The 24,080-nt window shown below is 60.1% G+C and carries 24 protein-coding genes and 2 pseudogenes; 2 read left to right on the top strand and 24 right to left on the bottom strand.

The window, feature by feature from the left end; all coding sequences use genetic code 11:
* Positions 1–31: 31 nt before the first annotated feature.
* Positions 32–494, top strand: a pseudogene (locus tag AB4N76_RS26010) (curlin).
* A gap of 27 nt (positions 495–521) precedes the next feature.
* Entirely contained in the window at positions 522–1,967 is a 1,446-nt protein-coding gene (locus AB4N76_RS26005) for a curlin (protein ID WP_460163733.1), read from the top strand.
* A 68-nt stretch (positions 1,968–2,035) separates the two neighbouring features.
* Here AB4N76_RS26005 and AB4N76_RS26000 read toward each other — a convergent pair whose 3' ends face one another.
* The 24 genes and pseudogenes from AB4N76_RS26000 to AB4N76_RS25885 form a co-directional block, all read right to left on the bottom strand.
* On the bottom strand, positions 2,036–3,418 hold the full coding sequence (locus AB4N76_RS26000; protein ID WP_109787759.1) for an LLM class flavin-dependent oxidoreductase: 1,383 nt from the start codon (positions 3,416–3,418) through the stop codon (positions 2,036–2,038).
* Positions 3,419–3,475: 57 nt separating this feature from the next.
* Positions 3,476–4,240: an ABC transporter ATP-binding protein gene (locus tag AB4N76_RS25995; protein WP_046027959.1), complete on the bottom strand. Its 765-nt coding sequence runs from the start codon at positions 4,238–4,240 to the stop codon at positions 3,476–3,478.
* 25 nt (positions 4,241–4,265) lie between these two features.
* Entirely contained in the window at positions 4,266–5,051 is a 786-nt protein-coding gene (locus tag AB4N76_RS25990; RefSeq protein ID WP_046027960.1) for an ABC transporter permease, read from the bottom strand.
* Entirely contained in the window at positions 5,048–5,950 is a 903-nt protein-coding gene (locus AB4N76_RS25985) for an ABC transporter permease (RefSeq protein WP_077430386.1), read from the bottom strand. The genes AB4N76_RS25990 and AB4N76_RS25985 overlap by 4 nt, the downstream gene beginning before the upstream one ends.
* A 4-nt stretch (positions 5,951–5,954) precedes the next feature.
* Positions 5,955–7,067: an ABC transporter substrate-binding protein gene (locus tag AB4N76_RS25980; RefSeq protein WP_460163732.1), complete on the bottom strand. Its 1,113-nt coding sequence runs from the start codon at positions 7,065–7,067 to the stop codon at positions 5,955–5,957.
* A gap of 36 nt (positions 7,068–7,103) precedes the next feature.
* Positions 7,104–8,015: a TauD/TfdA dioxygenase family protein gene (locus tag AB4N76_RS25975; protein ID WP_460163731.1), complete on the bottom strand. Its 912-nt coding sequence runs from the start codon at positions 8,013–8,015 to the stop codon at positions 7,104–7,106.
* A gap of 321 nt (positions 8,016–8,336) precedes the next feature.
* The gene (locus tag AB4N76_RS25970; RefSeq protein WP_046027964.1) at positions 8,337–9,194 is read right to left on the bottom strand and encodes a CsgG/HfaB family protein; all 858 of its coding nucleotides are present in this window, start codon (positions 9,192–9,194) and stop codon (positions 8,337–8,339) included.
* Positions 9,195–9,225: 31 nt separating this feature from the next.
* Positions 9,226–9,646, bottom strand: a pseudogene (locus AB4N76_RS25965) (curli assembly protein CsgF).
* A complete protein-coding gene (gene csgE, locus AB4N76_RS25960) occupies positions 9,643–10,035 on the bottom strand; it encodes a curli production assembly/transport protein CsgE (protein ID WP_046027966.1) in 393 nt (130 codons plus the stop codon). Before csgE ends, AB4N76_RS25965 begins: the two are co-directional and overlap by 4 nt.
* The gene (locus AB4N76_RS25955) at positions 10,032–10,571 is read right to left on the bottom strand and encodes a type II secretion system protein (protein WP_046027967.1); all 540 of its coding nucleotides are present in this window, start codon (positions 10,569–10,571) and stop codon (positions 10,032–10,034) included. The genes csgE and AB4N76_RS25955 overlap by 4 nt, the downstream gene beginning before the upstream one ends.
* A complete protein-coding gene (locus tag AB4N76_RS25950; RefSeq protein ID WP_046027968.1) occupies positions 10,546–10,920 on the bottom strand; it encodes a type II secretion system protein in 375 nt (124 codons plus the stop codon). The genes AB4N76_RS25955 and AB4N76_RS25950 overlap by 26 nt, the downstream gene beginning before the upstream one ends.
* Positions 10,921–10,924: 4 nt before the next feature.
* Entirely contained in the window at positions 10,925–11,398 is a 474-nt protein-coding gene (locus AB4N76_RS25945) for a type II secretion system protein (protein ID WP_077430389.1), read from the bottom strand.
* Between the two features lie 2 nt (positions 11,399–11,400).
* A complete protein-coding gene (locus AB4N76_RS25940; protein WP_460163730.1) occupies positions 11,401–13,314 on the bottom strand; it encodes a secretin N-terminal domain-containing protein in 1,914 nt (637 codons plus the stop codon).
* On the bottom strand, positions 13,311–13,832 hold the full coding sequence (locus tag AB4N76_RS25935; protein ID WP_460163729.1) for a hypothetical protein: 522 nt from the start codon (positions 13,830–13,832) through the stop codon (positions 13,311–13,313). The genes AB4N76_RS25940 and AB4N76_RS25935 overlap by 4 nt, the downstream gene beginning before the upstream one ends.
* Positions 13,832–14,380, bottom strand: a complete 549-nt coding sequence (locus tag AB4N76_RS25930) for a GspMb/PilO family protein (protein ID WP_046027972.1) — start codon at positions 14,378–14,380, stop codon at positions 13,832–13,834. The genes AB4N76_RS25935 and AB4N76_RS25930 overlap by 1 nt, the downstream gene beginning before the upstream one ends.
* Positions 14,367–14,912: a PilN domain-containing protein gene (locus tag AB4N76_RS25925; RefSeq protein ID WP_046027973.1), complete on the bottom strand. Its 546-nt coding sequence runs from the start codon at positions 14,910–14,912 to the stop codon at positions 14,367–14,369. The genes AB4N76_RS25930 and AB4N76_RS25925 overlap by 14 nt, the downstream gene beginning before the upstream one ends.
* Position 14,913: 1 nt before the next feature.
* Positions 14,914–15,717 carry a hypothetical protein gene (locus AB4N76_RS25920; protein WP_046027974.1) on the bottom strand — a complete coding sequence of 268 codons (804 nt, stop codon included), beginning with the start codon at positions 15,715–15,717 and terminating at the stop codon, positions 14,914–14,916.
* Complete coding sequence (locus AB4N76_RS25915; RefSeq protein ID WP_046027975.1) at positions 15,698–17,404, bottom strand: GspE/PulE family protein; 1,707 nt, start codon at positions 17,402–17,404, stop codon at positions 15,698–15,700. Before AB4N76_RS25915 ends, AB4N76_RS25920 begins: the two co-directional genes overlap by 20 nt.
* Positions 17,405–17,488: 84 nt before the next feature.
* Positions 17,489–18,022 carry a response regulator gene (locus AB4N76_RS25910; protein WP_046027976.1) on the bottom strand — a complete coding sequence of 178 codons (534 nt, stop codon included), beginning with the start codon at positions 18,020–18,022 and terminating at the stop codon, positions 17,489–17,491.
* A 221-nt stretch (positions 18,023–18,243) separates the two neighbouring features.
* Positions 18,244–19,197, bottom strand: a complete 954-nt coding sequence (locus tag AB4N76_RS25905) for a peptidylprolyl isomerase (RefSeq protein WP_077430392.1) — start codon at positions 19,195–19,197, stop codon at positions 18,244–18,246.
* 13 nt (positions 19,198–19,210) lie between these two features.
* Complete coding sequence (locus AB4N76_RS25900) at positions 19,211–20,761, bottom strand: cytochrome c/ABC transporter substrate-binding protein (RefSeq protein ID WP_460163728.1); 1,551 nt, start codon at positions 20,759–20,761, stop codon at positions 19,211–19,213.
* A 7-nt stretch (positions 20,762–20,768) separates the two neighbouring features.
* Entirely contained in the window at positions 20,769–21,389 is a 621-nt protein-coding gene (locus AB4N76_RS25895; protein ID WP_046027979.1) for an SCO family protein, read from the bottom strand.
* Complete coding sequence (locus AB4N76_RS25890; protein WP_077432163.1) at positions 21,386–22,042, bottom strand: SCO family protein; 657 nt, start codon at positions 22,040–22,042, stop codon at positions 21,386–21,388. Before AB4N76_RS25890 ends, AB4N76_RS25895 begins: the two co-directional genes overlap by 4 nt.
* A 13-nt stretch (positions 22,043–22,055) precedes the next feature.
* Entirely contained in the window at positions 22,056–24,008 is a 1,953-nt protein-coding gene (locus AB4N76_RS25885) for a YncE family protein (RefSeq protein WP_077430394.1), read from the bottom strand.
* Between the last annotated feature and the right edge of the window lie 72 nt (positions 24,009–24,080).

Here is a 24,080-nt window from a genome sequence, read left to right as displayed (position 1 = left end):
TGGGGCAGGCCGTTTGACAAAGGATTGAATCATGAAAACGCCGACCGCCGCCCTGCTCTGCCTGCTCCTGCTTTGCAGCAGTGCGGGCGTGCGCGCCGACGACTTGATGGAAAACGACGACCTCGGCCCGGGCACCGACCTTGGCGAGTTGCCACCGCCGGTTGGCCAGCATGCGCTGATCGATCAGAACGGTCAGGCCAATGTCGCGCTGTTGCAGCAGAACGGCCAGTCGCTGCTCGGCACCATTGTCCAGTCGGGCAGTAATCAGGAAGCGTACATCCTGCAACAAGGCAACGACCTGATGGCAATGATCAACCAGCAAGGTTCGGGCAATAACGCCGCCATCACCCAGAACGGCAGCCACAACCGTGCGCAGATTTCCCAGAACGGCAACAACAACGACGCCAGCATCGACCAGGCCGGTACGGGGGCTCTCCAGCGCCGTGACCCAGTCCGGCAACGGCATGAGCGTTTCGGTCAAACAATATCGCTAAGCACTGCATCACTTTGGAGGTTTCACCATGTTCAAACTGACGCCCCTTACCGCCGCCATCCTGGTCATTGTCAGTGCCCAGGCCATCGCCGATGACAGCGTTTCCAACCAGAGTCAGTTCGGTGATACCAACATCGCCGATGTCAAACAGACCGTGGCCCCGTTCAGCACCGCCACCCAGTTGCAACAGGGTCTTGGCAACGACGCGGCGGCGGTGCAAGACCACGCCAGCAGCACCATCGACCAGAGCCAGGCAGGTGAATACAACGCCGGCTATGCCGAGCAACTATACGAAGACGGCAGCACCATTACCCAGCAACAGGTCGGCTCCCTGAACGTCAGCCATGCCAGCCAGTCAATCGGTGTGGGCAGTAGCGAGGCGCTGCAACAACAGTCAGGCAGCGGCAACTTCTCGTTCATCTATCAGGACAGTCAGGACGCTACGACCGCCAAGACCTACCAGTTCGGTGACAACAACGAAGCCAACATCGAACAGACTGAACTGGGCGTCGCCAATAACGCGACAGTCATCCAGTACGGCAACGGCAACTACGGCACCGCTGAACAGACGTTCCAGACCAACGGCCAGATTGGCATCAACCAGGCCGGCAGCGGCAACTATGCCTACGGCGACCAACGTGACGGTGACGGCAGCACCCTGACCATCAACCAGTACGGCGACCTCAACGGCACCGAAGTCTGGCAAGACAGCCAACTCGCCAGCGAAACCACCATCAATCAATACGGGCAGTCCAACGAAACCGTAGTCGACCAGAGCTTCGGCGAAAACAACTCCGCGACAGTGCTGCAAGTTGGCGACCTCAACGCCATCTACGCCGACCAGTTCGAGTCCCTCAGCTCGACCGTCGCGCTGTACCAACAGGGCACGGGCAACGTGCATTTCACCTATCAAACCGGCGACGGCCATGTACTCAACGCCACCTCGATGGGTGACGGCAACAAGGTCTACGCCAGCAACTGGAAAGGTCCGCAAGCGGGTGGCCAGTTCGGCAGCAACCAAATGGCAACCGTCAATCAGTACGGCAGCAACAACGTCGCCAACTTCACCCAAAAAGACACCGGCCACATCATGACCACCAACCAGTCCGGCACCGGGAACAAAACCACGGTCAGCCAGGCTGATTCCTACAACGAGCTGTACTTCGACCAAAACGGCAGCGACAACATCCTGATCTCCGACCAGCGCGGTGAGACCAACCTGGCGCAAGGCAGCAGCAACGGTTACGGCAACAGCACCGAGTTCGACCAGTCCGGCAGCAGCAACCAGGCATACACCGCACAATACGGCAGCGACAACATGATCACGGTCAAACAGGCTGACACCATGAACGTGGCCTATGTGACCCAGGGGGGCAGCGGCAACATTGCCAGCGTCGACCAAAGCGGCATGACCCAGACGGCAACCGTGCAGCAATATGGCAGTACCAACAAGGCCACCGTGCTACAGCAATGATTTAATGGGGGAAATGAACCGCGACCCTTGGTGCTGGGTCGCGGTTTTTTATTTGGCGGATAAAGAAATCAAACAAAATCTGGAAGCGATTGCACTCCGTTGCGCAATGGCGAGATCGATGAGGCGGACTTCAAGGCAAAACGCGAAACCGGGCGACTCAGACCATAATGCTCTCGCAGCGTACTTCCCGCATATTCAGTTCGGAACAGGCCACGCTTGCGCAGAATCGGCAGCACTTCATCGAGGAACACTTCAAAGCCCTCGGGGAACGCTGGCGGCATCACGTTGAAACCATCAGCAGCGCCACTGCGGAACCACTGCTCAATCAGGTCGGCAATCTGCACCGGCGTACCGACCGGCACCCAATGCCCGCGAGCTCCGGCCAGGCGATTAATCAGCTGGCGCAGCGTCGGCTTCTCGCGGTCGACGATGTCGATGATCAGCTTGAAACGACTGGACTGGCTTTCGCTGCTGTCGAAGTTGATCAAGTGGCGCGGGAATGGCGCATCCAGATCGTGACCGGACAGGTCGACCCCCAACATGCGGCGTAGCTGGCCGAGTGAAACGTGCGGCAGCACCAACTCGTTGAGCTCGTCGAACTTGCGCTGGGCCTCGGCTTCGGTGCTGCCGATGTACGGGCTGATGCCTGGGAGAATTTTCAGCTGACGAGGGTCACGCCCCACCGCCTTCGCCCGGGCACGGATATCGTTGGCGAATTCAGTCGCGCTTTGCAGGGTCTGGTGCGCGGTAAAAATCGCTTCAGCATGCCTGGAGGCGAAATCGCGGCCATCCTCGGAAGAGCCGGCCTGCACCTGCACCGGTCGACCCTGCGGGGAGCGTGGCGAGTTGAATGGGCCTGCGACCTTGTAGTGAGTGCCCACGTGGTTGATCGAATGCACCTTGTCACTGTCGGCAAACACCCCGGAAGCCTTGTCCAGCACCAGTGCATCGTCCTCCCAGCTGTCCCACAGGTCACCGACCACCTGCACGAATTCTTCGGCCTGGGCATAGCGGTCATGAGCCGACGGATGTTGCTCCAGGCCAAAATTGGCGGCGGCTGCCGCCATGGACGTGGTGACGATATTCCAACCGGCGCGGCCCTTGCTGAGGTGGTCCAGCGCACTGAACGAGCGAGCCAGGTTGTAGGGCTCGCTGTAGGTCGTGCTGGCCGTGGCGATCAGGCCTATGCGTTGGGTCACCGCGGCAATGGCCGCCAGCCAGGTAATGGGTTCGAAACGAATGCGCAAACCTTCACGCCCGCTTTCGGCCAGTGACGGCGAGTCAGCGAAGAAAATCGCATCAAGCTTCTCGCGTTCAGCGCGTAGCGCCAATTGCTGGTAATAGCCGATATCCATGGAGAATTCCGGCACCGACTGTGGGTGACGCCAGGCGGCTTCGTGATGGCCGTTGGGGTAGATAAAGAGGTTAAGGCTGAGCTGGCGTTCGGACATTTCCCGTTCCTTGAAAAAACACGCTTGAAAAGATGAGCTCGCGCGCGGCGCAAAGGCTTAGTGCAGCTCGGCGAAATCACTCAGCACATCGTCGCGCAGGGCGATGAAGCGGCTGTCACTGCGGTTGCGCGAGCGCGGCAGATCGATGTCGACAATGCGTCGGATGCGGCCGGGATTGGGCTGCATGACCACCACCCGATCGCCGAGGAATACCGCCTCATCCACATCGTGGGTGACCAGGATCATGGTGATTTTTTCCTTGAGCCAAATGTTTTGCAGCTCGCCCTGCAGGCGCGCACGGGTCAAGGCATCGAGTGCACCCAGCGGTTCATCCAGCAACAGCACGCTCGGTCGGTTGACCAGGCCGCGGGCTATCGCCACGCGTTGCGCCATGCCGCCGGATATCTGATGCGGATAGGCATCGATAAAATCGTGCAAGCCGACCAGTTCGACGTGCTCGCGCACCGTGTCGCGTTTCTGCCGGGCGCTCAGGGGTGAGTTCTTGAGGCCAACAGCGACGTTCTGCTCGACGTTGAGCCAAGGGAACAAGCGGTGATCCTGAAAGACGATGCCGCGTTCCAGGCCAGTGCCGTCAATGGGTTTGCCATCGAGCAGGATGCGCCCGTCGTATTCTTCGTCCAGGCCAAGTATCAGTCGCAGCAACGTGGATTTCCCGCAGCCACTGGCGCCGACGATGCTGATGAACTCGCCAGGCGCAATGTCGAGCTGGATGTTGTCGAGTACTTGCAATTGAGTCGAACTACCCGGTCGGGAAGCGAAACGCTTGCTGATATTTTCCAGGGTCAGGCCGTTGTTGAGCATGTTGCGATCCTTTTGAAAGTGCCAATCAACGAGGAGCGATGCCATACAGGCGCTGCATCCGCCGCTCAAGTGTCCGCGCCAATGCGTTGAGGCCCCAGCCCACCAGGCCGATAATCACCATTCCAAACAACACCAGGTCCATCATGAAATGTTCGCTGCCATCAATCAGCGTGTTGCCAATCCCCTCCCCTGATACCAACAGGTACTCCGCGCCGATGGTCGCCAGCCAGGAATAGACCAGCGCCAGGTAAAGCCCCGTGAAAATCGACGGTAAGGCGGAAGGCAGCATCACCCCGATGATGGTTTGCCAACGGGTGAAGCCATACACCCGCGCCACCTCCAACAGGTTGGGCGGGACGTTGCGCAAACCGTCACAGGTATTCACCACCACCGGCACCAGTGCGGCCAATGACAAGAACACCACCTTGGCCACATCGCCCAGGCCGAACCACACCGAGATCAACGGAATCCAGGCGAACAGAGAGATTTGCTTGAAGGTATTGAAGCTCGGCCCGACTAATCGCTCGAAATACCGCGACAGGCCCAACAGGCAACCCAGTACCAGGCCCAGCGTGGTACCGATAAAAAAGCCACTGAGGTTGCGCGCCAGGCTGGCAGAAATTGCCCGCCAGAATTTGCCCGAGGCCATTTGATCCCAGGCCGTAGCAGCGACTTTTTCTGGCGAAACGAACAGCCCCGATTGGCTCCATCCCTGGTTTGAAGCCAGCCACCAGACGGCTATGGCGGCAATGGGCAAGATCCAACCGCGATATCGGCGGCTACCGCGACCGACTGACAAGATCGCACTCATGACAGGCGCCCCCCGGCCGTTGGCCGCCCCCGATTGAGGCGTTTCTCCGCGTAATCGAAACCGCGGTCTATCAACAGGCCCAGCGCACCCACCACCACAACGGCCGCCATCACCAGGTCCAGCTGAAACAGCTGGCGCCCGTAGACGATCAGGTACCCCAGCCCCTCACTCGATGCCACCAATTCGACCACTACCAGCGATAACCAGGCTTTGGTGAAGCCCAGACGCAAACCGGTAAACAACGTCGGGATCGCCGCAGGCAAGACGATGGAGGTGACGCTTTGCCGACGACTGAAACCGTAGGCCCGGCCGACTTCCAACAACCCTTTGGGCGCCTGGCGGAAAGCCTGCAAGGTACACAGCGTGATCGGCACCAAGGCCGCTTTGGCAATCAGCACATACTTGAGCGTCTCACCGATACCGAACAGCAACAGGGCAAACGGTAACCAGCCCAATACCGGTATTTGCACCAGTGCGTTGAAGGTGGGTAACAGATAATCCTCCAGGGTCCTGGACAATCCCATGGCCAGGCCCAGAGCGATGCCGATCAAGGCGCCCAATGTAAATCCGACGACCACCCGCTGCAGGCTGGCGGAGGCGTTGAGCCAGAGATCACCGCTGGTGACCAGGTCCGACAAGGTCTGGTAAACGTAGACGGGTGGTGGCAGCACCTGCTCTGAAAGCCAGCCGCGTTCCACCCCCAGGTACCATAAGCCCAGCAACACCAGCGGCAACAGCCAGGGCAAGGCCTTGTCACCCAGACTGACGCGCCAGGCTGAGGTGCGCGACACCTCAACCTTGCGTACTGGGCGGGCCGGTGACGGTGGAAAACGTTTGACGTTATCGTTCGGTGCCGGCGCCGTGTACGGCTCTAGTCTGACGGTCTGTGCCCTGGCCATTTGCCTAGCTCCCTTGCTTGCTGGTCGCGGCCACTACTGCATTACCAGCCGGCTGTTTGCCATCCGGTCCGTAGGGCGTCCAGTAATTCTCAAGCCCCTTGGTTTTGAGGGATTTTTGCAAATAACGGGTCTCGAACCAGCCATCGATACTGACGGGGCGACGGATCAGTTTTTCTTCCTTGGCTTGATCCGCCACAGCCTGATAGCGACTCAGCAAGAAGTTGTCGACCAGAGGCGAAGCCCTGTCCCTGATGCTGACCCCGGTAAAGTCGGCGCGCAGTGATTCTGCGGGCTCATTACTCTTGGCCCATTCAGTGAAGACCGCGTCACGATGGCTGTCTTCCGACGTCCATTTCGCCGCGTCCACTAGCGTATCGACGACCTTTTGCACGTTGTCCGGGTGTTCTTTTTCATAGGCCCCCCGAACCACCAGTGCAGTCTGCCGGGTGTAGCGCACATCCTGAGTGGGGTTGTCGTAAACGATGTCGATCAGACCTTTATCGCGCAGTTTGAACAGTTCGCGACCGCCAAATGCGGCATCTACCCCATTGGATACCAATGCAGCTTGAGTGCTGCCGGTATCGAGGTTGATCACCTTGATTTCGCGTTCGGTAAGACCGTGCTCCGCCAAGAGGTTGATCGCCACCAGGTGGCCGTTGGTGCCACGAAACAGGGCGACTTTTTTGTCTTTCAAATCCTCAATGCTTTTGATGGGAGAGCCCTTGGGCACGGCCAGGTAAAGATTGGCGCGTACGCCCAATGCCGCCAGCAACTTGGTGTCCAGTCCATTGGAGCGCCCGACGACTGCGGGCAGATCGCCCTGGTAAGCGAAGTCGAGTTGCTGGTTTGACAGGGCTTCGTTGACGGCCGGACCTGCCCCCTTGAAGAAGAACCATTGCACCTCGGTTCCGCTTCCAGCGAAGGCTTTCTCCAACAATTGCTGGTTACGCACGATGCCCAACGTCGAGCCACTGAAGGTGACCGGGTCACCGCCGCCAGCCGTCGCTACACCAATACGCACTACATCAGCCTGGGCCAACGGTACCGCCAGTACCACCGCGAGCGCGGCAGCGATGCGGCCCTTGCGAAACAGGAAATCAGCTTTGAATGAGGCCATGGCCACGTCTTCCTTGAATCAATGAGAGTCGGCCGGTCAGGCGGCGAGATGTTTTTTGTCGGCTTCGGTTTTCGGCGAGCGGGTGTCCGGGCTTGGCTTGATCGCCTGGCTCATGCGACCATCCACCCCGACCGGCACATCACCGTCGATGGTGGTCCGGCGCACGATGCGCTGGGCGTCGCCGTAGTCGTTGATCGCGATGTGCTGCGTGGCGCGGTTGTCCCAGATCACCACATCGCCCTCCTGCCAGCGCCAGCGCACAGTGTTGTCGACATGGGTAATACGGTCGTGGAACAAGCGAATCAGTTGTTGCGAATCACCATGACTTACGCCCTGTATCTGTTTGACAAAGTGCCCCAACAACAAACTTCTTTCACCCGACTCCGGATGCACCCGCACCAATGGATGTTCGGTTTCGTAGACTTCAGCCGCAAACTGTTCGCGATAACGTTTAATACCCGACTCATCGGTATTACGCGGCGCCGCATAGTCATATAAGTTGGTGTGTAACGCGCGCAGATTATCTGCAAGTTGTTTTAATGGCTCGGGCAAATCAGCGTAGGCTGCCGCCGTATTAGCCCATACCGTGTCGCCGCCGTAAGGCGGAATGACCACACCGCGCAAGATGGATATTTTCGGGTAATTGGCAACGAAGGTCACATCGGTATGCCAGGAGTTGGCCCGGGTTTCCTTGGCATCAAGGTGCAGAATGGCGGTGCTTTGCTCAGCAGAACGTACGGTTGGATGCGGCACCTGGTCACCGAAGCGCCGGGAAAAGGCTTCGTGTTCAGCGTCATCCAGATGCTGGTCGCGAAAGAACAGAACTTTGTATTTCAGCAGTGCTTGATTAATAAACTCGAATTGTTCAGCACTGATATGCCCATCTAATTTAACGCCTTCCAATTGCGCGCCAATTCGACCCGCGACCAGTTTGATTTGAATTGTCATCGAGCTACCTCCTGTCTCACGAGTTGTTGTGAGACAGATCATAAAGACATAAAAGCAGCCCTGACCAATCACAAATTATTATAAAGATATAAGTGCATCCATATGCTTAAGCCTCGATTAAATTCAGCGAAAAGCTATAAGACCACGGTTATTAGCTAATTACTTTTTAGTTGAATAGACGAACGAATATCGATACGAGTATCCGTTTCGATAGCCGTCTTTGAGAAAGGGTATCAATCGGCCAATCGCAGCCAGCTTCCCTATTTTGACCTGGGTACATCAAGGGGAAGAGCCAGGTTGACCCGAAGGCCGCCCCGGCGCTCACTCACTCTCCGGATCAACCTTGGTCTGAGTCAGGTACCGGTCCAGCGTCGCATTAGCGTCAGGCGTATTATCCCCCGCCACCTGCCACAACTTCCGCTCAATCCCCTGCGCCAGCAAATGCCCCACAGCCGACTCAATCGCCGACAACACACACAACTGCGCCGGCTCGTTCGTGGTGTACCCCACCTCAGCCTCAAGCAACTTCTTGAACTCGATAAACTTGAACACCCCCGCACTGCGGCCAACGGAATAAATCGTCTTGCTCGTCATCACGTTAGCCAGCACCTGCCCACTGCGCACATCCACCGCCCGCAAGTTCACCGTCACCTGATCCACCCGATACTCCCGGGAAATATCGATCCCCAGATAACGCGCGCCCTCCCCTCCACTGCGCACATTGGTGTCATAGGCAATGATCCCCCCCTCGAGCATCATGTTCGCCGCTTGCAGCGGAGGCAGCTCACCCTGGATATTCACCGGCGTATTAGGTTTTTTTTGCGAGGCACGAATGATCTTGCGCTCGGTCAGCAGGTTCTGCAGACCTTCACGTTCCAGCACCACAAACCAGCCGCTGGCCTGCAATGCATCCATCAACATACTCGCCGCACCCTGAGTCACACTGGTCGAAAACGAACTCGCCGGGGTCGGTTTGTACTGCCCCGTCTGATCGCGAAAACCGTACACCACTGCCATCAACCGGCCCTTGGGTCGAGGCAAGGCCAACAAGTCGTAATAGGTCGACGCCCGAGGTGTCAGGGTCGGGGTTTCGGTGTCCTGCTCGGCCGACATCGGCTGACGCAGATTACAGCCTTGCAACATTGCCACCATCAGCCCTAGCGCTATTATTTTTTTCATATCCCTAACTCCCCATCGTCCCAAAACCCCCTCAAGGGGCCAGGCCATTCACCTGAATTTCCGACACTTCACCGGTCGATCGGTCCGTCACTTCAATGGTCAGTGCACCGGAGTCATCGACAACGTTGACGATAAAGCGCGTCGGTAGAAAGGCTCCCCGAGTTGCCCGAGGATATGTTGTCCAGCACTTGCCCCAGCAAGCGTGATTGCAACTGACTGGTGAACCGCTCCAAGGCCGAAGTCCCGGCCACAGCGGTGCGGCTTTTCAGGTCAGGGTCGTCGTAGTCGTTCTGCGCCTGGGCGTTGTTGAGCAGCCAGGTGCCGTTCAACGGGTTGCCGCCGAACGAGGGGTTGATGGGGGTGTAAACCAACTCCGTGGCCTGGACCACGCTACCGCTTCCAAGCCCGAGCAGTAGCATGCCGGTGCACTGCAAGAACGTTTTCGTTTTCATAATTCGTCCCTCTCCAGGTCCGTAGTGTCTTGCAACAAAGCCTCCAGCTTCTGCCGGACAATCTGCGCGCGGACCAAGTCGGCTGCCTCATAGGCTTCGTCCTTGAGTTCCACGGTGTTTGGCGGCAGGAAGCGCCGATAAACCAGTCGCTGCCGAAATTCCACGGTCACCAGGCTGCCCCAACGCGCCGATGGACGTTCGCGAACCACCAGGTTGAAATCCATCCGGCTGGAGGCACGCACTCGTTCACTGAACGAATAGTAAAAGTCGTGGCCGATGTGCGAGATCGTGTCATCGACGATGAAACCGAGCATTTCGTCCTCTTCAGCGGCGCTGGCGAAGGACGCCACGCACGTGAGGATCACTGCCGCCAGCCAGCGCCTCGTCATGGCGCCAGCGCCTGAGGTGTCTGGGACTGAGGCTTGGGCCCGGACGCACCATCATTGAAGGCTTTCTCGGCCACGAACTGCCAGTCCTTGTAGCTCGCCATCCCGGCGAAATCGGACCATTGACTGGGGAAGTCAGTCTGCTTGAGCGGCGTGTCCGTCGAGGCGCTGCTGAGGCCCGTGATGCGCCCATCGAAACCGCGCATCAACTCCCATTCACCTCCTCCGTTAATCGGGTCCGGGTACAACTGCCGCAGATGGTGTTTGGGCGATGGGAAACGCTCGTCCTGTATCAAGTCGGCCAGCTCTTTGGGGTACTGCGCAAGACCTGGCGAACTGCGGTAATAACTGCGCAGTGCCTGGGCGTATTGGGTCCCGACCCACAGCAATTGGCGTTCGCGGTCCCGGCGCGAAGCGGTTGCCCACAACTCGCCGGCACTGGCCAGGCCCATGCCCATGATCATGATCAGAAACAGCACACCGAGGTAAGTGAACCCCGCCTCGTCGGCCGGCTTACCACTCGGAATACAGGCTGCCATCATGCGCCCTCCCGGTGGCTCCACTTTTGATATCAGCCACCCCGCCCGCCACGCCGTCAGGGGGCGCGACCAAGACCCAGGTGTCCTTGCGCTCGGCAATCGGATCCGTCGGTGAATTGCGCAGATAACGCTTTTCAACCAGTTCATCGAGCGAATCGGGATAGCGCCCTGTGTCGCCGTAATAGTGGTCCAGCGCTTCACGCATGGCCGACAGGCTCTGGCGCAGCGTGGTCTCTTTCGACGCTTCGAGGCTGTTGAAGTAGCGTGGCAAGGCGATGGTCATCAACGTCGCGATGATTGCCATGACCACCATCAGTTCCAGTAGGGTAAAACCCTTTTCCCGACGCATATGCTCACCACTCCCGGTACGCGATGCCGTTGAGCCCCTTGCCGCGGGCCTTGGAATAAACGTCAAAGACGTCTTCGCCCTCCTGCGGGTTTTGCGCCGAGCTGTCATAAGAGCGCACGCCCCAACCCCCATCGTCGTCACGCTTGACCGCAGCCAGCGGGTCATGAGGCACCCGACGCAAAAAGTAGAACTTGGCCCCCTTGGCGCTGCGCACATCGCGCACGCCTTCCACCAACACTTTGAGGTTCGGTGGATAACCGTTGCTGCTGAGCGACTTCTCGATATAACCGGCGTCAAAGGCACGTTTGTAGGCGTCGATGGCATCGCGAATCTGGTACAGCGCGTTGCGCATCTCCTGCTCTTTGCCCCGGCGCACCACGGTCTCGGTCAGCGGCGCGGCCATGCCGGCCAGCAGGCCGATCAGGGCCAGCGTCACAACGACTTCGATCAAGGTAAAACCACGTTGCGAGGCGTTCATGATCAAGGCTTCTCAATGGTCACTTGAGTGGTAGCGGCCGCCACCGGCCGGCCAACGGTCACTTGAGTGGTGGCTGCCGCCACCGGCCGGCCAACAGTCACTTCGGTGCTGATGCCAGTCATTGGCCGATCAATGTGCTCATTCTGGATCTGCGGTTCCATCCGGCGGTCCGGGGCCTGGATGTGCATGCTGGTTTCGGTACCGGTCGTGAATTCCATGTCCGATGGGCTCTGGTACGGCAGGTTGCGCACGATCCGCGGGGTAATCGACAGCACCAACTCGGATTTGCTGACGTCGTCCTTGTTGCTGCCAAACAAGCGGCCCAAACCGGGAATGTCGCCAAGGCCGGGAATCTTGTTGCCGGTGCTGCCATGGTCATCACGCATCAGGCCGGCGAGAATCTGGGTTTCACCGTCATGCAGACGCAGCGTGGTTTGTGCATTGCGGGTATCGACCTGGACCGGAATGGTGCCCTGAGCGGTCGGCGTCAGCGGCGTGGCGTTACTGACTTCCAGCGCGATCTTGATCGCTACTTCGTTGTTCAGGTGCACGATGGGTTGCACTTCGAGCTTGAGACCGACGTCAAGGTAGGTCACGCTTTCGGTGATCACCGGGCCCTGGGTCGAAGGCACCGAGGTGGCGCTGATGATCGGCACGCGCTGACCGATGTGGATGCGCGCCTGTTCGCGGTTGCTGACCCGAATCACCGGGCTGGCCAGGGTGTTGATGTCTTTGTCCTGGGCGTTGATCTTGGCCTGAGGCGATGGGTTGATGGTGATCCGGCTGGAGTCGATGCCTTTGAGTTGATCGAGAACGGACACCGCCGAACCATCGCTATTAATCACGCCGAAGGTGTTCGGCCATTGCAGGCCAAGGTCGAGAATCCGCTGGGTGGCGACTTCCATCACTTCCACTTCCAGTACCACTTCCGGATTGGACTGGTCTTGCGATTGCAGGAGCTTTTCCGCCATGCGAACGGCGTCTTCAGTGTCGCGCATGGTCAAGGTGTTGAGGCGTTCGTCGACAAACACGTCGCGGGTCTTGAGCATGGTCTTGACCATGTTCAGTGCGGTGTTCGCATCAATGCTGGTCAGGTAGAACGTGCGCATCACCAGCTCTTGGTAGTCCTTGAGTTTCTGTGGTGAATCCGGGTAGATCAGCAACGTGTTCTCATTCACCACTTTCTGGTGCAACTGGTTCTGTTGCAGCAGCAGTTGCACGGCGTCCTCAATGCGCACGTCACGCACGAAGATCGTGGCTTTCATGTCCGGGCGCAGGTCCTTGTCGAAGATGAAATTCAAACCTGCCACCTGGGACAAGACTTCGAAGATGGTTTTCAAGTTGGCGTCGCGAAACTCCAGGGTCACCGGCCGGTCCAGACGAGTACGCAGCTGTGGGTACGGCACCACGTTGCGGCTCTGCACCAGGCGGATGTTGCCTTGCAGCTCCATGGCCCCCTCGTTCTTGGGGTCGAGTTCGAGGATCTGTTTGACCTGACGGTCGGCACCGTAGATATCGCCACGGCGCAGATCGCCACGGGCCAGTTCGAGTTTTTCATCCATGCTGCGCAGGTAGTCGAGTTGGCGCAGCGCGTCCTGGGCGCGACGGTTGTTCGGCTCGATGTTCAATACCCGGTGGTAGGCCATGCGCGCCGAAGCAAAATCGCGTTGTGTGCGGTCCATGTCTGCCTGGGTCAATAACGTCTTGACTGCCAGGGCACGTCCGCTGTTGAGGGCTATGTGCAGTTGAGTATCGCGAGGGTCTTCGCGCAACCCTTCCTCAATGCGTGCCAGGCCGGCTTCATACTGCCCTGATTCGATCAGTGCAGTGGCCTCCTGGTTAGCGACCTGCGCCGAACTACACGCAGCCAGCGCTGCAGTGATGCAAACGCTCAACAGCAAACGGGATCTGTTCATTGCTCGCTCCCCACAGACAAAGTCTGGGACAAATGCAGAGGCAAGTAGACAAAGCTGAGTTCCATATCGGATATCCGCTCGATCTTCCATGTGTCGTCGATCACATCCCCTTTGCGTACGACGTATATTTTTTCGCCGCTCAGCAAAAATATTTGCAGGTCGGAATGGTCATCAAGCTTGCCAACGAACTGGAATGGCATCGGCGGTACGCTGGGGGCTTGTACCACCGGGGTCTGGTTGACGAGTTGTTGTTCGGTGACGCTGGCCAGCGTCGGCGCCGGCTTCCAGCTGCGGGGGGCGAACAGGTCGCCGGACGGGCTCAGGTCCTTGATCACCGCCGGTTTGCCTTTGGCGGATACCGCCGACAGCGCGCCACCGGTTTTGTTTTTACTGGCGGTTGCCACGGCGGTGGCCGAATCATCACCGTCGTCCGCCTGTTGGAAGTATTGAGGCCCCCAGGCCAGCCCCGCGGCCACGCCGAAGAACGCCACCCAACCCGCTACGCGCTTGGTATTCATCATGACCTCGACAGGTAAAGGGTCATGCGGATCCGCCCGGTCAGGTCGGTGTCGGCGATCTTTTTACGCTGCAACTCCAGGTCCTCCACCACCACCGCCGGTAACTGGCCGAGCAAGGCGTGCAGGAAGCGCCGCAGTTGCGGATAGCTGCCCCGCACCGGCAGCAGAATCTGGTAACGGGCCAGGTGCGTCTTGGGATCGATGCCCAGTGAGTACTCACCGCGGCTCAGGGTGATGTGTTCCTGCGTGGCCAGTGCGTAGATTTTGTCGATGGCCACGGTGGCCTGAGGCTGGGCCGGCAGTTTGCTGCGGAAGTCGTCGAGTTGGCGCTGCGGCACCACCGGGGCGGCGACGCTGCCGTCTTCAACCTTGGCCAGGTACTCGCCGGCTTCGCGGGTTTGCTGGCTCAGCTGTTGCACCGCTTGCCAGTCCGGCATCAACGCGCCCAGGCCATACACCAAGCCGACCACCAGCAGCGCCATGCCCGCCAGACCAGGAACGCCCAGGCCTTGCAGGTATTCGTGGACGATCAATCTAGGGATTCGCATCGCCGATCTCCCAACTGGCCGACAGGTTGAATTGCACCGGGTGTTCCGGCACGTTGGCGACGATTTCGTGGCTGAGCAACGACACGTCGGACAGCTCTTCGCTGGCTTCCAGACGCTGGTGAAATTCGAGCATGGCTTCCAGATCCCGCGCCTCGGCGCTGATCCGCACCTGCCCCTTGCGCGCGTCCGGGGTCAGGGCCAGCAAGGCGATGTTGTCGCGCGGCATGGCTTCGAGCATGGCGAACAGACGCTCCCATGGCCGGCGCAGCTGCTGTGAAACCTTGCGCATTTCCGCCAGGTTCTGTGCCTGCTCGCGGGTTTCGGCCGGGGTCAGCGTGGGTTTGCTGCCGGTGTCTCCGGTGAGGACACGCTGGGCGTGCTGCAAATGTCCTTGCTGCTGCGAGGCCTCGTCATTGAGGTGTTGCTGGACGAAGACGCACACCAGCGCCAGTACCACGCCACCGCCCAGCAAGCTCCAGCCCAATGGACCGGAACGGCGACGCGGCTGGAAGTCGAGCATCAGCGGGCGCATGTCAGGCCACCGCCCGGGACATGACGTACAAACTGTCGCGTACGGATGCCTGGTCTTCTTCAAGGGTGCGCAACTGCACGCCCGGCACATCTGGATGCGAGTCGATGCGGGCCGGCGCATGCAGGTAGAGATGGAGCGGCCGTTCGCTGGTGGAGGCCTGCAATTGGCTTTCACGACCGATCAGTGCGGTCAGTGCGGCATCGCTGTCACTGCTGCCCACCGAACGCACCGACACCCAACGCCCTTCCCGCGCCAGCAACAACACACTGCGCACCGGTTCGGCGACCACGAACAGAAAGTCGCCGTGGTCAAAACTCTTGTCGAAGTGGTTGAACGCGGCCATCAAGTACGGCTGCACCGAACGCAAACGCAGACCACGACCGCTGACCAAGCTGCGCAGGCGCGTCAGCAAGTCTTGCGGCAGTGCGGTGGCGATGCGGTCGTAACCCGCAGGTTCGGCCGACAGCACCATGCTCCAGGGCTGGGTGGGAACGCCATACAGGTCTTCGAAACACAGTTGGGCGAACCCGAGCAATTCGTCGGGGGTGCTGATCGCTTCGCTCCAGGGCACCAGGCAAAAACGACTGAAGTGCCCGGAGATCACCACGCAAAGCTCCGCACCGGCAGGCGCGTGCTCGCCCAGCAAGCGGTCGAGGGTTTCGAGGGCGACAGCCCAGGCATGGAAGCCTTCGTCGATGAAGCCGACGCTGCCCAGCCACAGGGTTTCGCTGCCACGGCGCTGGCCCAGGCCAACACCACTGGCGCCGAGTACGGCGACATATCGATCACGAGATAAAAGTGACACGATTGATCTCCTCCAGCGTAGTCCGCCCCTGCTGCACCAGTTCCAGTGCCGACTCGCGCAGCAGGCGCAAGCCACGTTTGCAGGCGTGGGACTTGATTTTCGAAATGGGTTGGCGCTCGACAATCATTTGCCGCAGCTCGTCGTCCAGGTGCAGCAGCTCGGCGATCGCACTGCGCCCGCGATAGCCCGTGCCCCGGCAGTGGCCGCAGCCCTTGCCATGCACAAACTGGTAATGCCCGACCTGTTGAGGGTCGAGGCCCGAAGCCAGCAATTCATCGTCGGTAGGGGTGACAGGCGCGCTGCAACTGGCGCAGACCAGTCGGATCAAACGCTGCGCCAGCACCGCGTTGAGGGCCGACACCAGGCTGTAGGGGTCGATTTCCATTTGGGTGAAACGGCCGATCACGTCGAACACGTTGTTGGCGTGGATGGTGGTGAACACCAGGTGCCCGGTGAGCGCCGATTGCACGGCGATTTGCGCGGTTTCAGGGTCGCGGATTTCACCGACCATGATCTTGTCCGGGTCATGACGCAGGATCGAGCGCAAACCACGGGCGAAGGTCAGGCCTTTCTTTTCGTTGACCGGGATTTGCAGCACGCCCGGCAGTTGATATTCCACCGGGTCTTCAATGGTGATGATCTTGTCCACGCCGTGGTTGATCTCGGTGATCATCGCGTACAACGTGGTGGTTTTACCGCTACCGGTAGGCCCGGTGACCAGCACCATGCCATAAGGTTCGCTGGCCAGGCGCCGTAGTTGGCGCAGGGTTTCTTCTTCGAAGCCCAGCGCCTGCAATTGCACGCCGCTGACCTTGTCGGCCAGGTCCTGTTTGTCGAGCACCCGCAACACCGCGTCTTCACCGAAAATACTCGGCATGATCGATACCCGGAAGTCGATTTGCCGGCCACTGATGCCGATCTTGAAGCGACCATCCTGGGGCACGCGTTTTTCGCCGATGTCCAGTTCGGCCATGACCTTGACCCGGGAGATGACCTGCTCGGCGAACTCGCACCCCTGGATTTTACTGATGTTGTTCAGCACGCCATCGATCCGGTATTTGATCACCAGACCGCTGCCGGTGGTGCCCAGGTGGATGTCACTGGCGTGCATTTTCAAGGCGTCGTAGAGGGTCGAGTTGACCAGTTTGACGACGACGCTGGAATCTTCGCTGATGCTGGTCAGGGACAGGCTTTGCAGGTTATCGATTTCGATGGTGCCATCGGATTGGGCATTGAGCGACTCCACCGCGTGGAAGCTTTCTTCGTGGCGGGCCAGGTAGGCTTTCAGGTCATCGGCATGCACCAGGTACAGCGGCGCGCCGTGCAGGCAGTCGTCGATCCAGGCCAGGCGCGCCGTATCAAACGGGTCGGCAAACACGCCAATGACCGCATCGTCATGACGCAGCAGAATGAATTCGCGCTTGAGGCATTGGGCCAGGGTGACCCGGTCGAATACCGGGGTGGACTTGAACAGGCTGTCGGTGTCGAGCACCGGATAATGCAGGGTGGTGCCCAGGCACTGGATGAAGGGCATCGGGGCCAGTTCGCATAACTCCCCGAGGGCGTCCAGGACCCGTTCGCCGGAACTGCTGGCCAAGGCTCGCGCCTGAGCCAATTGCTCACTGGAAAAACGAGACGGCACACAGTCCAACAACGCCGGTTCGACGGCAACCAATAGACGGTCCATGGCAAGCTCTCCAACGCCCGGGGCTTTGAGCCCTGTCGGCGCGGCGAGTCATCGCGGCGGATGCCGGAACGTCTTGTCGCGCCATTACTCCCCGGTGAGCAGTTGTTCGTCGTCTGGCGCCATGGAGGCCGATGTACTACGTCGGCGATCCGCAAGCACCCAACTACCGTCGTACAACTGCAGCGGGAAACTCTCGGTCCTGCTCTGGCGTCGTTCGACGAAGCCTTCAGAACTGCTCACACCCGCTTTGGGTTCGCGTTGCCTCCCCAGAAGATCAAGTACTGCACGCGCCAATTCCGCCAATGGAAACGGTTTGAACAGAATGTGGCTGACTCCCAGTTGCCGGGCCCGCTCGCATACCTCTGCGGTTGGATGCCCTGTAATCAGCACAAAGTGACACTTCTGTTTCTGGCGGATGGCATCGAGCACCTCAAAGCCTTCCATATCCGGCAAGCGGTAATCGAACACCATCACATCGGGTGCGAAATCGTCAGCCTCTACGATTCCTTGTGCACCATCGTGAGCAATCCGGACCTCCAACTCTTGCGCCTGCAGGTAACCCTGGAGGTTTTCCGCAAGAAGTTGCTCGTCATCAACAACCAGTATTTTGTTCAACAAGGTCGACTCCTTGTAACCGCAGGTCCGAAATTCGTGCCTGGGAGTACGCGCCTTCAATCAGGCTAACGCACACTTCATGCCAGACTCGGAGCCGGTTTTTCGCCGACTCATCTCTTTGATTTCCGTGACAAATCTTTTTCGCCCGCGTACCCCTTCCCCCAAACACGGGGAAGCGCTCGAATTTACGCGCAAGCTTTCCCCACTTTTGGGGGAGAGTACATTCAATCATCATCAATCCGCTCGATTCGATTACTTGATCGAAGTTGCGCCAAAACCTGTAGGCGAGCCTGGGCCTGATGTTGTCGGGCAAGGTAGGCCCGGACCATTTCAAGACCCTGCTGCTCTGAGACATCGGCCGCCTCCACGTGGTTCTGAAGAAGTATTAAGTGCCAGCCCAATGACGTGCGCACGGGCTCACTGACGGCACCCGGCGCCAGGGCAAACGCTGCCGCTTCGAATTCAGGCAGCATGCGCCCACGAGGAAAATAGCCCAGATCGCCGCCTTCACTGGCAGAAGCGTCTTCGGAGCCGGCCCGGGCAACGCTGGCAAAGTCTTCACCCTGGCTGATTTTCACGCGCATCGCGCTTAAGCGTAGACGTGCCGCTTCAACCGTGGCGGCATCGGCGCCCTGGGGCACTTTGATCAGGATGTGCCGGGCCTGGATTTCTTCGGGCCGGCCCATGTCGGCGCGATGTTCCTGGTAAAACGCCCGGACCTGTTGCTCATCCGGCTGGCCCACCTGGATCAGGTCGGCAAAGATTCGCTGGGCCGCCAGCTCCCGGCGGGTGTATTCGGTAAAGCTGGCCTCGTCAAACCCGGCATCCTGGAGCCTGCGGGCAAATACCTCGGGGCCGCCAATCGCTTGCCGGGTCTGTTCGACCTGGCTCTGCACTTCCGTATCGCTGATCACCACACCACGCTTGACCGCTTCCTGCCACAGCAATTCCTTGTCGATCAGCGCTTCCAGCGCTTTCTGCCGCAATTGTTTGTATGCCTTGGGGTTACGAATATTGCCCACCGCCCGGCCCTGATCCTCCAGGAATTCGGCGAAGTAACGCTCCAGGCGAAACTCGGAAATCTCTTCGCCATTGACCCGCGCGGCAGCCGGGCCGTTAGTGCAGAACGCCACCGGGACCCACATCGTCAGCAGTATCAGTACCGTGTTGAGTTTCATGATCGGCCTCCGGTCAGGGCATGGCGGCAATGGGTTTGTAGGGGGCAACCAGAAAAAATCGCTGGTCGGGCAGGTCCACCGTGACGACGTGTGCTCCGCGCAAGCCCAGGCGACGGCCCGGGCCAAAGCTGATCAGCGGGGTCAGGCCGGTATCGAAGTCGTGCAGACCTTCCAGGGCATTGATGAGCTTCTCGCGGCTGGCATCACGTCCGGCCTGCTTCATGCCTTCGCTGAGCAGCAGCATCGAACTGAAGGCGCCCACTTGCAGCACCGCGTGCTGACCGCCAAGCCCCTGGTTTTCGCGCAATTGCGTCAGCGCCAGGCGCCCGGCCAGCGTCCAGTCACTGGGCACGAACGGGTAGGCCAAAAACAACCGCCGGGAAAACCCGCTGGGCACTTGCAACACGTCACCGGCCACCTGATTCGAAGCCGCAAACAGGTAAGGCACCTGCCCCGCCGTCTGCAAACGCTCGGCCAAACGACTGAAGTGACTGCCGCTGCCCAGGTAAAACACCGAGCGCGAGCCCAGCGGCAGGTCGTCCTGCGCAGAGTCGTAGGCTTGCAACCGCACGTGTTGCCAGGCGTGATCTTGCAAGTATTGGCCGAGGTTCTGCGCCGCCAGCCGCTGGTTTGGTTCGTCCGGGTAGGTAATTAGCGTCGGGCCCTGGAGCACACGCAAACTGGTGGCGGCGTAGTCAGCCAGGGCGATCAGCTGTTCGCGAAGACCCGGCAGCGGTTCGAAAATCTGCCGGCTGGACTGCGCCGAGCCTTGCAACGAAAGCGGCCCGATCAACGGGACTCCGGCCTGTTCCAGGCGTACCGCCAGGTCCGAATCCAGCGCTGGCGCCAGCGGTGCGATCAGGGCGAACACCTGTTCCTGTTCAATCAACTGGCCTAGCGCCTTCTCGGCACTGGCGCGGGTGGGGCCAGGATCGAGGATGGTCAGGCGCAATTGCCGGCCATGAATCCCCCCCGCCGCATTAATCCGCAGCACGCTGCCCTTGAGCACGGCCGCCACCGTTGCGCCCTCTTGCGCCAATGGTCCCTGACTCGGCAACAACGAGCCCAGGTGCAACGTGTCAGCGGTCAAACCGGGATCGCGGTCATCGGCCACGCGTTTGAGGTACGCCGTCAGGTTGCGCTGATCCTTCATCGACAGCACGAACCGGGGCATTGCCGGGTCGAGCCGATTGTTGGCTGAATCGCGACCTTCCTGAATGGCTCGCGCCAACGCCCCCTCGGTGTAGGCCGGATAATCGCGGCCATTGATCTGTTCCTGGCCGTAGCGGCTGGAAAGGCGCGACCAGCTGATGTCCGGTGGTCGCACCCCGCCTTCCGGCCGTCCCTGTCCGTCGGCCCCATGGCAGTTGGCGCACGGCAGGCTGCTGGCGGGCAGCACCATATCGGCCGCACCCACTCGGGCCATGACCGGCTCTCCACTCTCGGACACACCTTCGCGGTACAGCCGCTTGCCCGCGCTTTCGCTCGGGCTCAGCGTCAACGCCTGGACGGCGAAAGGGACGCCGCCCAGGAGCAACAGGCCGAGAATCAGGGCAGTTTTCATGGCGCGCTCAGCGACCGGCCACGGGCATGGTCAGCAACTGCAAGCGCTGAGCAATGGCGGCAGCCGGAGCATCGGGACGGATTTTGCTCCAGCGCTTGTTGGCCACATCACCGACGATCAACTGCGTTGAATGCTGTTCGGGGGTCGGCACGATCTGGCCGATGCGCCCCAGGACAAGGTCCATTTGCGCCTTGTCGCCGGTAAGAAAAAACCAGTGGGGCCCATCGACGCCCTGTTTCAAGGTGTAAGCCTTGAGTACCGCTGGCGTATCGCGCAGCGGGTCACTGGTAAGGGAGATAAAGGTGATGCCATCCGCCTTGTCGCCCAGCAACTCACGCACTTCCTTGAGTTTGCGGGTGATCAGCGGGCAGGCATCGTTGCAGCTGGTGAACATCACGTTCAGCAGCACCACGCGGTTTTGCAACGCGTCACTGTAGAAGCGCAGGGTTTCGCCGTTCTGGTCCTGCAACGGCGTGTCGGTGAACCAGGTTTTTGCGTCGTGCGTGCCGGTCGCCGGTTGTGCGCCAGCCACCGCTGGCGCGGGTTCTTCGTGCCCTTCGTGGGCAAGTGCCAGTGAACTGAACAGACAAACAGCCACCGTCAGGGCAATCCGGTCGAGGGTTTTCATGGCTGCTCCTCCATGGCAATGGCGGTGTGTTTGGCGTGGACATTGCGCTGGCCGCTGAGTTTCTCGACCTCACGGGTCAGCACCGCCGGGTCGGTGAAACCGTAGTAGCGAGTCCAGTGACGGCTGTTGCCGTCGCCGACGAGAATCAACGGTTGATGGTTCTTGAAGTCGCCATTGAACGAGCCCAGGCCCTTGAGGGTTTCATTGATCGACTGCGAACTGCCGGTCAGCCAGCTCCAGCCCGGGCCGTTCTGAAAATTGCGGGCGTAGTCGTTCAGGCGTTTGGCGTCGTCGCGCTGCGGGTCAACACTGATCGACACCAGTTGCACCTCGCCACCGACCCGCGCACCGAGCTGCTTTTGCACTTTGCCCATGATCGAGGACACCACCGGGCACACCGTGGTGCAGCTGGTATAGATGAAGCTCATGACCACGATCTTGTTACGTACCAGGTCCTTTTCCAGGCTTACCGGTTTACCGTTCTGGTCCACCAGCGCCACATCGGCGAACTTCACCTGGGCGCTCTCGGAACTGGCGCTTTTGGCGGGCATGTCGTGTCCGGCATGCTCGTCCGTCGAGTGCGCCAGGGCTTGACCCAGACCGGCAGTCAACAGACACAACATCAGCAATCCACGGTTTGCGAAACGGTTCATGTCCATGTCCTCTTCAGTTCGCATTGCCGGGCAGAACCCGGACGCTGGCAAAAGTCTTGTCGTCAAAGTTCGCCCCCAACGACGCCGCACGGACGTGCAGGTACCAGGCGCCGTTCTGGTCCAGGGTCACCGGGGCTTCATAAATGCCGTTACCCACTTCGAGGGCGGCGACTTCCTGAGCCCGTGAAGTCGGGGCGCGGAAGTAGCGCACCTGAACATCCTTGACCCCGCTGCGCTGGGCCTTCTGCTGGCCCTGAACGATACGAAAGCGCACCACATAAGGACTGCCGAGGGCGGCCGTTGACTTGTCGAGCATGAACTCCACTTTCGGCACGCCGGGGTGTGAGGCGAGTTGCTTGTCGGGTTCAACCAGCGCCGTGAAGCAATGGATGATGTTCGGTTGATTGAGCAGGAACGCCACGTCGAACCGCCCGGCCGCCGGCAACTTGATCCGCGCGCTGTACAGCCCCGGTTCAACCTCGCGCAAGCTGCGGTCGATGACCATCGCCGCCCGCGCCACTTGCCCGCGGTTGGGGTAACCGGACATCGGCGCGTTCATGCCTTCGGCGTAGAAATAGGTGGTGTTGTCCACCGGGTTGACCACGAACACCGCGTTGTCGTCCCGCGACACCGCCAGGCTCGACGCCAGTGGCAGATCACCGGCCAGCCGTGGCGCCTGCGGGCCGGCTTCAAAACCCTGGCTGATCGGCGTGCGACCTTGCCCCAGCGACGACAGGTTGATCATCGTGACTTTGGCCGAAGCGAGCCCGCGCACGTAGGCATAGGCCTTGGTGAACACCACTTGATAGGGCTCGGCCGACACGTCCAGTTCATGGATCAGCGAATCGGTGGCGGCATCGATCACCGAGGCCTGGTTTTCCAGCGTATTGAGCACGATGCCGAATCGACCGTCAGCGCTGAACCCCATCGGCCCAAGGCCCTGCCTGACCTTGATCACCCGGCGCACGTCCAGGCTGGCACCGTCGACCACGGTCACGGTGCCGTCCTTGCCATCGGCGACATACACCGCCTGAGACAGCGGCGAGTACGCCACTGACAACGGGTGCGAGCCGGTCTTGAGCTGCTTGCTGAGGGTCAGGCTGGCGATGTCGATGATGCTCAGCGTGCCGTCGTCGCGGTTGGTGACGAAGGCAAACCGGCTGTCCTTGCTGAAAGCGATTTCGTGATGGCCGGCGCCAGTGGCCAGGTGTTTGAGGGGCTTGAGGCTTCGGGTGTCGATCACCGTGACCCCGGACTCCTCCGCTTTCGACGCATTGTTGCCAACCCACAGCAGGCGCTCATCGGGTTGCAGGGCCACGCGAACCGGGTTGCTGCCAGCGGCCACCGATTCCAGCAACTTGAATTGCTCACTGTCGATCACGGCCACTTCCCCAGCCGTTGGCATCGACACGAAGACGCGTTTGTTGTCCTTCGGAGTGATCCAGTCCATTGGCGGTTGTTTGATGTTGATCCGCGCCATGGTGCTGGTGATGCCACCGACCGACACCGACGGGTCGACCACCGAAACGCTGGCATCGCGGTTCATCACCAGCAGGAAGTAGCTGTTCAAGTCCAGCAGTGGCCGCGCGCCGATGCTCGACTTGAGGAACACCCCGACCCGCGATTTGCAACTTTGTTCGCGGCCCTGGGCCTGGTCGGCGGCGACGGTTTCGGGGTCGAGCCAGGCACCGGGGTTGACGCCCGACAACGGCTGGCCCGAGGCACTGTCATTGACCCGGAACTGCACGTCGGCAAATTCGCCTTCGCGCAGCACACCGTCCTTGGCCAGCGGTTTGACTTCAAGCGCCACGGAGACCCCGTCACGCGACAGGTTCTGGCCGCTCCAGGTATCCGGCAGCGCGACCTCGCTGAGCATGTCCGGCGGCATCGTGCGCCACACGCCCAGCCAGATCAGTGCCGACCCCGCCACCAGCGCGAACCCGGCCAACTTGATAGTCCTGGTCATTCCGCTCTCCCCTTCAGATCTGTGTCTGCCTTCGAACCCTGATCCTGTGGCGAGGTCGCTTGCGCCCTCGCC

It is taken from the genome of Pseudomonas sp. S2_F03, from assembly GCF_054668335.1.
The sequence above is the reverse complement of the archived record's forward strand: the minus strand, read 5'-3'. Positions and strand labels throughout refer to the sequence as shown.